Below are 15,274 nucleotides of genomic sequence, written 5' to 3'. Positions count from 1 at the left end.
AATAATCGTTTGATCTGTTTCAATCGGGCCGGCATAATAGTCGGCCTGACTCTTGTTAGGCCAGTAGCTCAATTGGCAGAGCGGCGGTCTCCAAAACCGCAGGTTGGGGGTTCGATTCCCTCCTGGCCTGCCAACTTCAATATCGAATTTGGCAGTTTTTTACAGGGTTCTCGCAGATGAATGTCAAAGCAGAAGCCAAAGACACGCGCTTCGATTTGGTGAAGTGGTTTGTTGTTGCTGCTTTGGTGGTCGTGGCTGTCGTGGGCAATCAGTACTACGCTGCGGAGCCGATTCTGTATAGGGTTATTGCCCTCCTTGTGGTTGCGCTCGTCGCTGCTTCGGTTGCGCTGCAGACATCAAAAGGTCGTGCTTTCTTCGTTCTGCTGAAGGAGGCGCGCGTCGAAATTCGCAAAGTCGTTTGGCCGACCCGTCAAGAAACCACTCAGACCACGTTGATTGTATTGGCGGTTGTGCTGGTTATGGCGCTGCTGTTGTGGGGGTTGGATTCCCTGCTCGGTTGGCTGGTTTCTATGGTCGTAGGTTAAGGGTGTCCCGTGGCTAAGCGTTGGTATGTGGTTCATGCTTACTCGGGTTACGAGAAGCATGTCATGCGCTCGCTGATCGAGCGCGTCAAGCTTGCCGGTATGGAAGAGCATTTCGGCGAGATTCTGGTCCCCACCGAAGAAGTCGTGGAGATGCGTAACGGGCAGAAGCGCAAAAGTGAGCGCAAGTTCTTCCCTGGGTATGTGCTGGTGCAGATGGATATGGCCGAGGGTGCGTGGCACTTGGTCAAGGACACGCCGCGAGTGATGGGTTTCATCGGTGGTACTGCGGACAAGCCTGCACCTATTACCGACAAGGAGGCTGAGGCCATTCTGCGTCGTGTTGCTGATGGCAGTGACAAGCCCAAGCCGAAAACCTTGTTCGAGCCTGGCGAGGTAGTGCGTGTCGCGGATGGTCCGTTCGCAGATTTCAATGGTGTGGTCGAAGAAGTTAACTACGAGAAGAGTCGTATTCAGGTGGCTGTTCTTATCTTCGGTCGCTCTACGCCGGTAGAGTTGGAGTTCAGTCAGGTCGAGAAGGTCTAACTGAAGACAGTATCCCACCCCGCAGCTAGCAGCTGCGGGGTTTTGTCGTCACTGGGATAAACAAGTAACTAGGGGAGCCGAAAGGCGCTAGAACCCGTAACGGAGTAGCTATGGCTAAGAAGATTCAAGCTTATATCAAGCTTCAGGTAAAGGCCGGTCAGGCCAACCCGTCGCCGCCGGTCGGCCCTGCATTGGGTCAGCATGGTGTGAACATCATGGAATTCTGCAAGGCGTTCAATGCCCGTACCCAAGGCCAGGAGCCTGGTCTGCCGACTCCCGTGATCATCACTGTTTACAGCGACCGCAGCTTCACGTTTGAAACCAAGAGCACTCCGGCAGCTGTGCTGCTGAAGAAGGCTGCTGGCATCACCAGCGGTTCGGCTCGTCCCAACACTCAAAAGGTCGGCACTGTTACCCGTGCCCAGCTGGAGGAGATAGCCAAGACCAAGCAGGCTGATCTGACCGCTGCCGAAATGGAAGCTGCCGTACGGACCATCGCTGGTTCGGCTCGCAGCATGGGCCTGAACGTGGAGGGCGTGTAATGGCTAAGTTGACCAAGCGTCAGAAGACAATTGCCCAGAAGATCGAAGCGGGCAAGCAGTACGGTTTTGAAGAGGCTGCAACATTGCTGTCCGAACTGTCGGCCGTCAAGTTCACCGAGTCCTTCGACATCGCCATCAACTTGGGTGTGGATCCACGTAAATCCGACCAGGTCGTTCGTGGTGCAACCGTTCTGCCGAACGGTACCGGCAAGAGCGTTCGCGTAGCCGTATTCACCCAAGGTCCGGGCGCGGAAGCTGCTCTGGCTGCCGGTGCTGATCGCGTTGGCATGGACGAGCTGGCTGCTGAAATGAAAGGCGGCGACCTGAATTATGACGTGGTCATCGCTTCTCCGGACGCGATGCGCGTTGTCGGTCAGCTGGGCCAGATCCTTGGTCCGCGCGGCCTGATGCCGAACCCGAAGGTCGGCACCGTGACTCCGGACGTTGCGACTGCGGTCAAGAATGCCAAGGCTGGTCAGGTTCGTTTCCGTACCGACAAGAACGGCATCATCCACAGCTCCGTGGGTAAGGTTGGCTTTGAAGCCGGCCAGCTCAAGCAGAACGTTGAGGCGCTGCTGTCCGACCTCAAGCGTCTGAAGCCGTCCACTTCCAAAGGTATTTACGTCAAGCGCGTGACCCTGAGCACCACCATGGGTCCGGGACTGGTCATCGACCAGGCTTCCCTCGACGCGTAAGACGATCCGCTCCGGTAATCGGGGCGGTGCAAATTGGGGTCCCTGCCTGGCGGGGGCTATCCAAGACCGTAGGCGGCGCAAGCCTTAAACCGTTGAAGCTCGCTTCTTCAAGCCTACGCAGAGGTGCTCCCGATTCGTACCGAATCAGACACCAAAACCCGTCCGGTTTCGACCGGATGAACCGGTAACATCCAGGAGTAAAACCCGTGGCAATCAAACTCGAAGACAAGAAGGCCATCGTCGCTGAAGTCAACGAGGCTGCCAGTGCTGCCCTGTCCGCTGTCGTGGCTGATGCCCGTGGCGTGACCGTAGGGGCCATGACCGGACTCCGTAAAGAGGCCCGCGAAGCCGGCGTTTACGTACGTGTCGTACGTAACACCCTGCTCAAGCGCGCCGTTGAAGGCACTCAGTTCGACGTGCTCAACGACGTGTTCAAAGGCCCGACCCTTATCGCATTTTCCAATGAGCATCCGGGCGCTGCTGCCCGTATCTTCAAGGAATTTGCCAAGGGTCAGGACAAGTTCGAGATCAAGGCCGCTGCGTTCGAGGGTCAGTTCCTCGCAGCCAATCAGATCGACGTGCTGGCAACCCTGCCGACCTACGACGAAGCCATTTCGCAGCTGATGAGCGTGATTCAAGGCGCTACCAGCAAGCTGGCTCGTACTCTGGCGGCCGTTCGCGACCAGAAGGAAGCCGCTGCCGCTTAAGGCGTGCGTGGTTCTTCCAATCTCTTTTGAATTAGATGGCCGCAGGCCGTCACCTATATACAGGAACTAGAGTCATGGCTCTGACCAACGAAGATATCATCAACGCCGTTTCCGAAATGTCCGTGATGCAGGTTGTTGAACTGATCAAGGCAATGGAAGAAAAGTTCGGTGTTACTGCCGCTGCCGCCACCGTGGCTGCCGCTGGCCCGGCTGCCGCAGCTGCTGAAGAGCAGACCGAGTTCAACGTTATGCTGCTTGAAGCTGGCGACAAGAAAGTGAACGTGATCAAAGCCGTTCGCGAGCTGACCGGCCTGGGCCTGAAAGAAGCCAAGGCCGTCGTTGACGGCGCCCCTGGCGTGGTCAAGGAAGGTGTCTCCAAGGACGAAGCGGAAGCAGCCAAGAAGGCTCTGGAAGAGGCTGGCGCTAAAGTCGAGCTCAAGTAAGCGCCGACCTTGCGTCTACAGCCGAAGCGACTCGCGTAAGGCTGACGGCTGGTGGCTTTTGCCACCGGCCTTTTTCCGTTATAGCTGCGCGATGTTTGTCGAGCAGCTGGACTGGAAAAGCCGCTCCGATGGGCGGCGCGAATCATGGGATTCGCAAGATTTTCTGGCTGCTCCCGTCGGGAGAAGCCAAACAAGCAGGTGACCAAGCTGGGGAACGCTGATGGCTTACTCATACACTGAGAAAAAACGAATCCGCAAGGACTTTAGCAAGTTACCGCACGTGATGGACGTGCCGTATCTTTTGGCCATCCAGCTGGATTCGTATCGCGAATTCCTGCAGGCGGGAGCGACAAAGGATCAGTTCCGCGATATTGGCTTGCACGCAGCCTTCAAATCTGTTTTTCCGATTATCAGCTATTCCGGCAATGCAGCGCTGGAATACGTTGGCTACCGACTCGGCGAGCCGGCATTCGACGTCAAGGAATGCGTACTGCGCGGCGTGACTTTTGCGGTTCCGCTGCGAGTCAAGGTGCGCCTGATCATTTTCGACAAGGAATCGTCGAGCAAGGCAATTAAGGACATCAAGGAACAGGAAGTCTACATGGGGGAAATCCCCCTGATGACAGAGAACGGTACCTTCATCATCAACGGTACCGAGCGCGTCATCGTCTCCCAGTTGCATCGTTCGCCGGGTGTCTTCTTCGACCACGACCGTGGCAAGACTCATAGCTCTGGCAAGCTGCTGTATTCCGCGCGCATCATTCCTTACCGCGGTTCCTGGCTAGACTTCGAGTTCGATCCGAAGGATGCCGTGTTCGTGCGTATCGACCGCCGCCGCAAGCTGCCGGCCTCGGTATTGCTGCGTGCGCTGAACTACAGCACCGAAGAAATCCTTGACGCCTTCTACGACACCAATGTTTTCCACGTGAAGGGTGAATTGCTATCGCTTGAGCTAGTCGCGCAGCGTTTGCGCGGAGAGATCGCGTCGTTCGACATCACCGACGGAAGCGGCAAGGTCATCGTCGAACAAGGTCGTCGTATCACTGCTCGCCATATCAATCAGCTCGACAAGTCCGGCATCAAGGAACTCGAGATGCCGATGGACTACGTGCTGGGCCGCACTGTGGCCAAGGCGATCGTGCATCCGGCGACTGGCGAGATCATCGCCGAGTGCAACACCGAGCTGACCGTCGAAGTGCTGGCCAAGATCGTCAAGGCGCAGGTGGTCCGCTTCGAGACCCTGTATACCAACGACATCGATTGTGGTCCGTTCATCTCCGACACCTTGAAGATCGATTCGACCACCAATCAGCTCGAAGCGCTGGTCGAAATTTATCGGATGATGCGTCCTGGCGAGCCGCCAACCAAGGACGCCGCTGAGACGCTGTTCAACAACCTGTTCTTCGCCTCCGAGCGTTACGATCTGTCAGCTGTCGGCCGGATGAAGTTTAACCGCCGTATCGGTCGCGCCGAGATCGAAGGTTCCGGCGTGCTGAGCCGCGAGGACATCGTTGCCGTACTCAAGACCCTGGTCGATATCCGTAACGGCAAGGGCATCGTCGACGACATCGACCACTTGGGTAACCGCCGCGTACGTTGCGTCGGCGAAATGGCAGAGAATCAGTTCCGTGTTGGCCTGGTGCGCGTGGAGCGTGCGGTCAAGGAACGTCTATCCATGGCTGAAAGCGAAGGCCTGATGCCGCAGGATCTGATCAACGCCAAGCCGGTAGCGGCGGCGGTGAAGGAGTTCTTCGGTTCTAGCCAGCTTTCACAGTTCATGGACCAGAACAATCCGCTTTCCGAAATCACCCACAAGCGCCGCGTTTCCGCGCTCGGCCCAGGCGGTCTGACCCGTGAGCGTGCCGGCTTCGAAGTGCGTGACGTACACCCGACCCATTACGGTCGTGTATGCCCCATCGAAACACCGGAAGGTCCGAACATTGGTCTGATCAACTCGCTGGCCGCCTATGCGCGCACCAACCAGTACGGCTTTCTGGAAAGCCCGTACCGTGTGGTCAAGGAAGGCGAAGTCACCGACGAGATCGTGTTCCTGTCAGCCATCGAAGAGGCTGACCATGTGATTGCCCAGGCGAGCGCAAAGCTGGAAGGCCGCAAGCTGGTCGACGAGCTGGTCGCCGTGCGTCACTTGAACGAATTCACCGTCAAAGCGCCGGAAGACGTGACGCTGATGGACGTATCGCCGAAGCAGGTGGTTTCCGTCGCGGCCTCGCTGATCCCGTTCCTTGAGCACGACGACGCCAACCGCGCACTCATGGGCTCAAACATGCAGCGTCAGGCCGTGCCGACCCTGCGTTCGGACAAGCCATTGGTAGGTACCGGGATGGAGCGCAACGTAGCGCGCGACTCCGGCGTCTGCGTCGTTGCTCGCCGTGGCGGTGTCATCGATTCGGTCGATGCCAGCCGCGTGGTTGTGCGCGTTCATGATGATGAGGTCGAGACGGGCGAAGCCGGTGTCGATATCTACAACCTGACCAAATACACCCGTTCCAACCAAAACACCTGCATCAACCAGCGTCCGCTGGTGAACAAGGGTGACGTGGTTCAGCGCGGGGACATCATGGCCGATGGTCCGTCTACCGATATGGGTGAGCTGGCCCTGGGTCAGAACATGCGCGTCGCGTTCATGCCCTGGAACGGCTACAACTTCGAGGACTCCATCCTCCTGTCGGAGCGCGTGGTTCAGGAAGACCGCTTCACCACTATTCACATTCAGGAGCTGACCTGCGTATCGCGTGATACCAAACTCGGCCCAGAGGAAATCACCGCGGATATCCCCAACGTGGGTGAGGCTGCGCTGAACAAGCTGGACGAGGCGGGCATCGTTTACGTGGGCGCTGAAGTTGGCCCGGGTGACATCCTGGTGGGCAAGGTCACGCCGAAGGGCGAAACCCAGCTGACGCCGGAAGAGAAACTGCTACGTGCGATCTTCGGTGAGAAGGCATCCGACGTGAAGGATACCTCCCTGCGTGTGCCGACCGGCACCAAGGGTACTGTCATCGACGTGCAGGTGTTCATCCGTGACGGCGTGGAGCGCGACTCGCGCGCGCTGGCCATCGAGAAGATGCAGCTCGACGAGATCCGCAAGGACCTCAACGAGGAGTTCCGCATCGTCGAGGGCGCCACCTTCGAGCGTCTGCGTTCGGCCCTGGTCGGCGCGACCGCCGAAGGCGGCGCAGGCCTGAAGAAGGGCGCCGTGATTACCGACGAGATCCTTGACGGTCTCGAGCATGGTCAGTGGTTCAAGTTGCGCATGGCCGACGACGCGCTCAACGAGCAGTTGGAAAAGGCCCAGGCCTACATTTCCGACCGTCGCGTGCTGCTCGACGACAAGTTCGAAGACAAGAAGCGTAAGCTGCAGCAGGGCGATGACCTAGCGCCGGGCGTGCTGAAGATCGTCAAGGTCTACCTGGCTATCAAGCGTCGCATCCAGCCGGGCGACAAGATGGCGGGTCGCCACGGTAACAAGGGTGTAGTCTCGGTGATCATGCCGGTGGAAGACATGCCGCACGATGCCAACGGTACACCGGTGGATATCGTACTGAACCCGCTGGGCGTACCTTCGCGGATGAACGTCGGTCAGATCCTTGAAACCCACCTGGGCCTCGCGGCCAAGGGCTTGGGCGAGAAGATCAACCTGATGCTCGAAGAGCAGCGCAAGGTTGCCGAGCTGCGCAAGTTCCTGCACGAGATCTACAACGAGATCGGCGGTCGTCAGGAAAGCCTGGACGATCTGAACGATCAGGAAGTGCTCGACCTGGCCAGCAATCTGCGCAAGGGTGTGCCTATGGCCACTCCTGTGTTCGATGGTGCCAAGGAGCGCGAGATTAAGGCCATGCTGAAACTGGCCGATCTGCCGGAAAGCGGCCAGATGCAGCTGTTCGATGGACGTACCGGCAACAAGTTCGAGCGCACCACTACCGTCGGCTACATGTACATGCTCAAGCTCAACCACCTGGTCGACGACAAGATGCATGCGCGTTCTACCGGTTCCTACAGCCTGGTTACCCAGCAGCCGCTGGGTGGTAAGGCACAGTTCGGTGGTCAGCGTTTCGGGGAGATGGAGGTCTGGGCGCTGGAAGCCTATGGCGCGGCCTACACCCTGCAGGAAATGCTGACTGTCAAGTCGGACGACGTGAACGGTCGGACCAAGATGTACAAGAACATCGTGGACGGCGATCACCGCATGGAGCCGGGTATGCCGGAGTCCTTCAACGTACTGATCAAAGAGATCCGTTCGTTGGGTATCGACATCGATCTGGAAACCGAATAACACGCGACGCATATCGGGAGCGAACGTTGGTTCGCTCCCTGCTCCGCTGGGAGGAAAGGCCTTGAAAGACCTGCTGAATCTATTGAAAAACCAGGGTCAAATCGAAGAGTTCGATGCCATCAAGATCGCGTTGGCGTCGCCCGAGATGATCCGTTCCTGGTCCTTCGGTGAAGTGAAGAAACCGGAGACCATCAACTACCGTACGTTCAAGCCCGAGCGCGACGGCCTGTTCTGCGCCAAGATCTTTGGTCCGGTCAAGGACTACGAGTGCCTGTGCGGCAAGTACAAGCGTCTCAAGCACCGCGGTGTGATCTGCGAGAAGTGCGGCGTTGAAGTTGCGCTGGCCAAGGTCCGCCGTGAGCGCATGGCGCACATCGAGCTGGCTTCCCCGGTCGCCCACATCTGGTTCCTGAAGTCGCTGCCGAGCCGTATCGGTCTGCTGCTGGACATGACTCTGCGTGACATCGAGCGCGTGCTTTATTTCGAGAGCTACGTGGTGATCGATCCGGGCATGACCACGCTCGAAAAAGGCCAGCTGTTGAACGACGAGCAGTACTTCGAAGCCCTCGAAGAGTTCGGTGACGACTTCGATGCCCGCATGGGTGCCGAGGCCGTGCGCGAACTGCTGCATGAAATCGACCTGGAGCACGAGATCGGCCGCCTGCGTGAAGAGATTCCGCAGACCAACTCGGAAACCAAGATCAAGAAGCTGTCCAAGCGTCTCAAACTGATGGAAGCCTTCCATGGCTCGGGCAACCTGCCTGAGTGGATGGTGCTGACCGTTCTGCCGGTGCTGCCGCCGGACCTGCGTCCGCTGGTACCGCTGGATGGCGGCCGCTTCGCGACATCCGATCTGAATGATCTGTATCGTCGCGTCATCAACCGTAACAACCGCCTCAAGCGCCTGCTCGATCTGTCCGCGCCGGACATCATCGTGCGCAACGAAAAGCGCATGCTGCAGGAAGCGGTCGACGCGCTGCTGGACAACGGCCGTCGCGGCCGTGCCATTACCGGTTCGAACAAGCGCCCGCTGAAATCCCTGGCCGACATGATCAAGGGCAAGCAGGGGCGTTTCCGTCAGAACCTGCTGGGCAAGCGCGTGGACTATTCCGGTCGTTCGGTTATCACCGTCGGCCCGACCCTGCGTCTGCACCAGTGCGGTCTGCCGAAGAAGATGGCCCTCGAGCTGTTCAAGCCGTTTATTTTCGGCAAGCTGGAAATGCGCGGCATGGCGACCACCATCAAGGCCGCCAAGAAGATGGTCGAGCGCGAGCTGCCTGAAGTTTGGGACGTTCTCGCCGAAGTCATTCGCGAACATCCCGTGCTGCTCAACCGTGCGCCGACCCTGCACCGTCTGGGTATCCAGGCGTTCGAGCCGGTGCTGATCGAAGGCAAAGCGATCCAGCTGCACCCACTGGTGTGTGCGGCGTACAACGCCGACTTCGACGGTGACCAGATGGCCGTTCACGTGCCGCTGACGCTGGAAGCCCAGCTGGAAGCGCGCGCGCTGATGATGTCGACCAACAACATCCTTTCGCCTGCTAACGGCGAGCCAATCATCGTGCCGTCGCAGGACGTGGTACTGGGTCTGTATTACATGACCCGCGAAGCCATCAATGCCAAAGGCGAAGGCCGGGTGTTTGCCGATCTGCAGGAGGTCGACCGCGTGTTCCGCGCCGGTGAGGCTTCTCTGCACGCGCGGGTCAAGGTGCGCATCAACGAGACCATCAAGGATCGTGACGGCTCCATTACCCGGAACACTCGCATCGTCGACACCACTGTCGGCCGTGCTCTGCTGTTCCAGATCGTTCCGGCCGGCATGGCGTTCGATGTGGTCAACCAGCCGATGAAGAAAAAGGCGATCTCCAAACTGATCAACTTGTGCTATCGCACGGTAGGTTTGAAGGACACCGTCATCTTCGCCGACCAGCTGATGTATACCGGTTTCGCCTACTCGACTATCTCCGGTGTGTCGATCGGTGTGAACGACTTCGTCATCCCCGATGAGAAGGCGCACATCATCGACGCGGCGACCGAAGAAGTGAAGGAGATCGAAAGCCAGTACGCGTCGGGCCTGGTGACTCAGGGCGAGAAGTACAACAAGGTGATCGACCTCTGGTCCAAGGCCAACGACGAAGTGTCCAAGGCGATGATGGCCAACCTCTCGAAAGAGAAGGTCATCGATCGCGACGGCAACGAAGCCGAGCAGGATTCGTTCAACTCGATGTACATGATGGCCGACTCCGGTGCTCGGGGCTCTGCTGCACAGATCCGCCAGCTGGCCGGTATGCGCGGACTGATGGCCAAGCCGGACGGTTCCATCATCGAGACGCCGATTACCGCGAACTTCCGTGAGGGTCTGAACGTACTCCAGTACTTCATCTCCACCCACGGTGCTCGTAAGGGTCTGGCCGATACCGCTTTGAAAACCGCGAACTCCGGTTATCTGACCCGTCGTCTGGTCGACGTGGCGCAGGATCTGGTAGTGACCGAGATCGACTGCGGAACCGAGCAAGGCCTGCACATGACTCCGCACATCGAAGGCGGCGACGTGGTCGAGCCGCTGGGCGAACGTGTGCTGGGGCGTGTGATTGCGCGTGACGTGCTCAAGCCGGGCACTGACGACGTGCTGGTGCCGGCGGGCACCTTGATCGACGAGCAATGGGTCGATTTCATCGAGCTGAACAGCATCGACGAAGTGATTGTGCGTTCGCCGATTGCTTGTGAAACCCGTTACGGCATCTGTGCCAAGTGCTACGGTCGCGATCTGGCCCGTGGTCACCAGGTGAACATCGGTGAGGCGGTAGGTGTTATTGCCGCGCAGTCCATCGGCGAGCCGGGTACTCAGCTCACCATGCGTACCTTCCACATCGGTGGTGCGGCGAGCCGGACCTCGGCCGTCGACAACGTAATGGTGAAGAACGGCGGTACCATTCGCCTGCATAACCTCAAATATGTAGAGCGTGCTGATGGCGCTCTGGTTGCCGTTTCCCGCTCCGGTGAGCTGGCTGTGGCGGACGACTATGGGCGCGAACGCGAGCGTTACAAGCTGCCCTACGGTGCGGTAATTTCCATCAAGGAAGGCGACAAGGTGGATGCCGGTGCCGTGGTCGCGAAATGGGATCCGCACACGCACCCGATCGTCACAGAGATGAAAGGTGTCGTGACCTTCGTTGGAATGGAAGAAAACATCACCATCAAGCGTCAAACCGACGAGCTTACCGGTTTGACTAACATCGAGGTGATGGATCCGAAGGATCGCCCGGCCTCAGGCAAGGACATTCGTCCAGCTATTAAGATGGTCGACGCCAGTGGCAAGGAGTTGTTGCTGCCGGGTACCGACGTGCCAGCCCAGTACTTCCTTCCCGCCAACGCGCTGGTCGGGGTGGCGGATGGTGCTGAGATCAACGTCGGTGACGTTATCGCGCGTATCCCGCAGGAAACCTCTAAGACCCGTGACATTACCGGTGGTCTGCCGCGCGTTGCCGACCTGTTCGAGGCGCGGCGTCCGAAGGAGCCATCGATCCTGGCTGAAATCAGCGGCACTATTTCGTTCGGCAAGGAAACCAAGGGCAAGCGCCGCCTGGTCATCACGCCAACCGATGGTACCGATCCTTACGAGGAGCTGATCCCGAAGTGGCGTCACCTCAACGTCTTCGAAGGCGAGCAGGTAAACAAGGGCGAAGTGATCTCTGACGGTCCAAGCAACCCGCACGACATCCTGCGTCTGCTGGGCGTCAGTGCGCTGGCCCGCTATATCGTCAATGAGATCCAGGACGTTTATCGTCTGCAGGGCGTGAAGATCAACGACAAGCACATCGAGACGATCCTTCGGCAGATGTTGCGTAAGGTCGAGATCAGCGAGTCCGGCGATTCTAGCTTCATCAAGGGCGACCAGATGGAGCTGACTCAAGTCCTGGAAGAAAACGAACGTCTGAGCGAAGAGGATAAGTTCGTCGCCAAGTACGTACGGGTGCTGCTGGGTATCACTAAAGCGTCGTTGTCCACCGAGTCGTTCATCTCCGCGGCGTCGTTCCAGGAGACTACTCGCGTGCTGACGGAAGCTGCGGTTACCGGCAAGCGCGACTACCTGCGCGGCTTGAAGGAAAACGTGGTCGTGGGTCGCCTTATCCCGGCTGGTACCGGTCTGCAGTATCACAGTGAGCGCAAGCGCAAGCGCGATGCTGAAAAGCCGGTTCGTGTGAGTGCTGATGAAGTAGAAGCGGCGCTGACCGAGGCGCTGAATTTCAGCGGCAACTGACTTGAGGTTCGCACCGACACGCGTCGGGGCGCGCCTTGACGGTGTGCGAGAAGCTCTTTAGACTCTTGTACCCCTAATTTGGCGGGGCTTTTCGCCCTGCCATTTTTCGTTTGTGTCGAAAGACAACAGTGGAGCTAGTAGATGGCAACGATTAACCAGCTGGTACGTCAGCCGCGCAAGCGCGTCGTCGAGAAGAGCGACGTGCCTGCGCTGCAGAACTGCCCGCAACGCCGTGGCGTGTGCACTCGCGTGTACACCACCACCCCGAAAAAACCGAACTCTGCACTGCGTAAAGTGTGCCGTGTTCGTCTGACCAACGGTTTTGAAGTCGCCTCCTACATTGGTGGTGAAGGTCACAACCTGCAAGAGCACAGCGTAGTGCTGATCCGTGGCGGTCGTGTAAAGGACCTTCCGGGTGTTCGCTACCACACCGTGCGCGGTTCGCTGGATACCTCCGGTGTCAAGGATCGTAAGCAGGGCCGTTCCAAGTACGGCGCCAAGCGTCCGAAATAATCAGCAATTTCTATTTATTTGAGTCGATAAGAGTAAGGTCGGGCGTAACCTCGTCGTTACAGTCCTGAGCTAACCTGAAGACCGTTTGAGGGCTTATCAATGCCAAGACGTCGTGTAGCAGCCAAGCGCGAGATCCTTGACGATCCGAAGTACGGAAGTCTGATTCTTGCCAAGTTCATGAACCACGTAATGGAGAGCGGCAAGAAAGCCGTTGCCGAGCGTATCGTTTATGGTGCTCTGGACAAGGTCAAAGAACGTAAGAACAGCGACCCCCTGGAAATCTTCGAAAAAGCACTCGACGCCATCGCTCCGCTGGTCGAAGTGAAGTCCCGCCGCGTAGGTGGTGCGACTTATCAGGTTCCGGTCGAAGTTCGTCCTTCCCGCCGTAACGCGTTGGCTATGCGCTGGTTGGTAGATGCAGCGCGTAAGCGTGGTGAGAAGTCCATGGCTCTGCGTCTTGCAGGTGAACTGGCGGATGCGTTCGAAGGTAAAGGCGCTGCTGTCAAGAAGCGTGAAGATGTGCACCGTATGGCCGAAGCCAACAAGGCCTTCTCGCACTACCGCTTTTAATTTTCAGCGTCAACAACTCGCGAGGGCTTTATGGCTCGTAATACTCCGATTAACCGCTACCGTAACATCGGTATCTGTGCGCACGTCGACGCAGGTAAAACGACAACGACGGAGCGGATTCTGTTCTACACAGGCCTCAGTCACAAGATGGGCGAAGTGCACGATGGTGCTGCGACCACTGACTGGATGGTCCAGGAGCAGGAGCGCGGTATCACCATTACTTCCGCTGCTGTCACCACTTTTTGGCAGGGTTCCCGCGGTCAGTTCGATAAGTACCGCGTAAACGTTATCGATACCCCTGGTCACGTTGACTTCACCATTGAGGTCGAGCGCTCTCTGCGTGTGCTTGATGGTGCGGTTGTTGTGTTCTGTGGCACCTCTGGCGTCGAGCCGCAGTCAGAGACCGTTTGGCGTCAGGCCAACAAGTATGGCGTTCCGCGTATCGTGTACGTCAACAAGATGGACCGTGCCGGTGCCAATTTCCTGCGCGTTGTTGGTCAGATCAAGCAGCGCCTCGGCCATACCCCGGTCCCGGTGCAGCTTGCGATCGGTTCGGAGGATAACTTCGAGGGCCAGATCGATCTGGTCAAGATGAAGGCGATCTACTGGAACGAGGAAGATAAGGGTACTTCCTATCGTGAGGAAGATATCCCAGCCGAGCTGCTTGAGTTAGCGGAAGAGTATCGCTCGAACATGGTTGAGGCTGCTGCCGAGGCCAACGAAGAGCTGATGAACAAGTACCTGGAAGGTGGCGAGCTTTCGATCGAAGAGATCAAAGAAGGCTTGCGTCAGCGTACCATCGCTTGTGAAATCGTTCCGGCCGTCTGTGGTTCGTCCTTCAAGAATAAGGGTGTACCGCTCGTTCTGGATGCTGTGATCGACTACCTGCCTGCGCCAACCGAGATTCCTGCCATTCAGGGTGTCAATCCTGATAACGAGGAAGAGACTGACGAGCGTCATGCTGATGATTCCGAGCCGTTCTCGGCACTGGCCTTCAAGATCGCGACTGACCCCTTCGTCGGTACTCTGACCTTTGCTCGCGTTTACTCCGGTGTTCTGTCGTCGGGCGACTCGGTAATGAACTCTGTCAAAGGCAAGAAAGAACGCGTTGGGCGGATGGTGCAGATGCATGCCAACCAGCGTGAAGAGATCAAGGAGTGCCGTGCGGGTGATATCGCTGCGTTGATTGGCATGAAGGACGTCACCACTGGTGACACCCTGTGCTCAATCGAGAAGCCGATCATTCTTGAGCGGATGGACTTCCCGGAGCCGGTAATTTCGGTTGCGGTCGAGCCGAAGACTAAGGCTGACCAAGAGAAGATGGGTATTGCACTGGGCAAGCTTGCTCAAGAAGACCCCTCGTTCCGCGTCAAGACCGACGAAGAAACTGGTCAGACCATTATCTCCGGTATGGGCGAGCTGCACCTGGACATCCTGGTGGACCGTATGCGTCGCGAGTTCAACGTCGACGCCAACATTGGCAAGCCGCAGGTTTCCTACCGCGAGAAGATTACCAAGTCTTGCGAGATCGAAGGCAAGTTCGTTCGTCAGTCTGGTGGTCGTGGCCAGTTCGGTCATTGCTGGGTGCGCTTTGCGCCTGCCGATGAGGGTCAGGAAGGTCTGCAGTTCGTCAACGAAGTGGTTGGTGGCGTGATTCCAAAGGAATACATTCCGGCGATCCAGAAGGGCATCGAAGAGCAGATGAAAAACGGCGTCGTTGCCGGCTATCCGCTGATCGGCCTGAAAGCGACAGTTTTCGATGGTTCCTACCACGACGTCGACTCCAACGAGATGGCGTTCAAGGTGGCGGCCTCCATGGCAACCAAGCAGCTATCCCAAAAGGGTGGCGCTGTAGTGCTTGAGCCGATCATGAAGGTCGAAGTTGTAACGCCAGAGGACTACATGGGTGACGTGATGGGAGACCTGAATCGTCGTCGCGGTTTGATCCAAGGTATGGAAGACTCGGTGTCCGGCAAGGTTATCCGTGCCGAAGTACCGCTGGGCGAAATGTTCGGTTACGCGACCGATGTTCGCTCCATGTCTCAGGGTCGCGCCAGCTACTCCATGGAATTCTCGAAGTACTCCGAGGCTCCGGCGAACATCGTCGAAGCGATCGTTAAAAAACAAGGTTGATTCAGCCCTTTAAGTAAGAGGTTTACTGTCG

General features: G+C 57.8%; 11 protein-coding genes and 1 tRNA gene. All 12 read left to right on the top strand.

The genetic code is table 11. The features are described from left to right. The first annotated feature begins 57 nt into the window (after positions 1–57). The 12 genes from NA647_RS19175 to fusA all read left to right on the top strand — a co-directional run bounded on the left by NA647_RS19175 (position 58) and on the right by fusA (position 15,243). Positions 58–133, top strand: a tRNA-Trp gene (locus tag NA647_RS19175). 43 nt (positions 134–176) lie between these two features. Then, a complete protein-coding gene (gene secE / locus NA647_RS19170; RefSeq protein WP_256059101.1) occupies positions 177–545 on the top strand; it encodes a preprotein translocase subunit SecE in 369 nt (122 codons plus the stop codon). Positions 546–554: 9 nt separating this feature from the next. Next, positions 555–1,088, top strand: coding sequence for a transcription termination/antitermination protein NusG (gene nusG / locus NA647_RS19165; RefSeq protein ID WP_131651944.1), 534 nt, complete (start codon positions 555–557; stop codon positions 1,086–1,088). 110 nt (positions 1,089–1,198) lie between these two features. Beyond that, positions 1,199–1,630 (top strand): 50S ribosomal protein L11, encoded by a 432-nt coding sequence (rplK, locus tag NA647_RS19160; RefSeq protein WP_003280820.1) that lies wholly within the window; start codon positions 1,199–1,201, stop codon positions 1,628–1,630. Continuing rightward, positions 1,630–2,325, top strand: coding sequence for a 50S ribosomal protein L1 (rplA, locus tag NA647_RS19155; RefSeq protein WP_256059100.1), 696 nt, complete (start codon positions 1,630–1,632; stop codon positions 2,323–2,325). Before rplK ends, rplA begins: the two co-directional genes overlap by 1 nt. A 206-nt stretch (positions 2,326–2,531) precedes the next feature. Next, positions 2,532–3,032: a 50S ribosomal protein L10 gene (rplJ, locus tag NA647_RS19150; RefSeq protein WP_014854237.1), complete on the top strand. Its 501-nt coding sequence runs from the start codon at positions 2,532–2,534 to the stop codon at positions 3,030–3,032. Between the two features lie 74 nt (positions 3,033–3,106). Further along, positions 3,107–3,475: a 50S ribosomal protein L7/L12 gene (rplL, locus tag NA647_RS19145; RefSeq protein ID WP_131651953.1), complete on the top strand. Its 369-nt coding sequence runs from the start codon at positions 3,107–3,109 to the stop codon at positions 3,473–3,475. A gap of 220 nt (positions 3,476–3,695) precedes the next feature. Continuing rightward, the gene (gene rpoB / locus NA647_RS19140) at positions 3,696–7,766 is read left to right on the top strand and encodes a DNA-directed RNA polymerase subunit beta (protein WP_256059099.1); all 4,071 of its coding nucleotides are present in this window, start codon (positions 3,696–3,698) and stop codon (positions 7,764–7,766) included. A gap of 61 nt (positions 7,767–7,827) precedes the next feature. Then, complete coding sequence (gene rpoC / locus NA647_RS19135; RefSeq protein WP_256059098.1) at positions 7,828–12,027, top strand: DNA-directed RNA polymerase subunit beta'; 4,200 nt, start codon at positions 7,828–7,830, stop codon at positions 12,025–12,027. Positions 12,028–12,168: 141 nt separating this feature from the next. Beyond that, complete coding sequence (rpsL, locus tag NA647_RS19130; protein WP_003291416.1) at positions 12,169–12,540, top strand: 30S ribosomal protein S12; 372 nt, start codon at positions 12,169–12,171, stop codon at positions 12,538–12,540. A gap of 99 nt (positions 12,541–12,639) precedes the next feature. Continuing rightward, on the top strand, positions 12,640–13,110 hold the full coding sequence (rpsG, locus tag NA647_RS19125) for a 30S ribosomal protein S7 (protein ID WP_256050396.1): 471 nt from the start codon (positions 12,640–12,642) through the stop codon (positions 13,108–13,110). Positions 13,111–13,140: 30 nt separating this feature from the next. Next, the gene (gene fusA, locus NA647_RS19120; RefSeq protein WP_256059097.1) at positions 13,141–15,243 is read left to right on the top strand and encodes an elongation factor G; all 2,103 of its coding nucleotides are present in this window, start codon (positions 13,141–13,143) and stop codon (positions 15,241–15,243) included. The last annotated feature ends 31 nt before the right edge of the window (positions 15,244–15,274 follow it).

It is taken from the genome of Stutzerimonas stutzeri, from assembly GCF_024448985.1.
Classification (GTDB): domain Bacteria; phylum Pseudomonadota; class Gammaproteobacteria; order Pseudomonadales; family Pseudomonadaceae; genus Stutzerimonas; species Stutzerimonas stutzeri_AP.
This window is presented reverse-complemented; position numbering and strand designations above follow the sequence as displayed.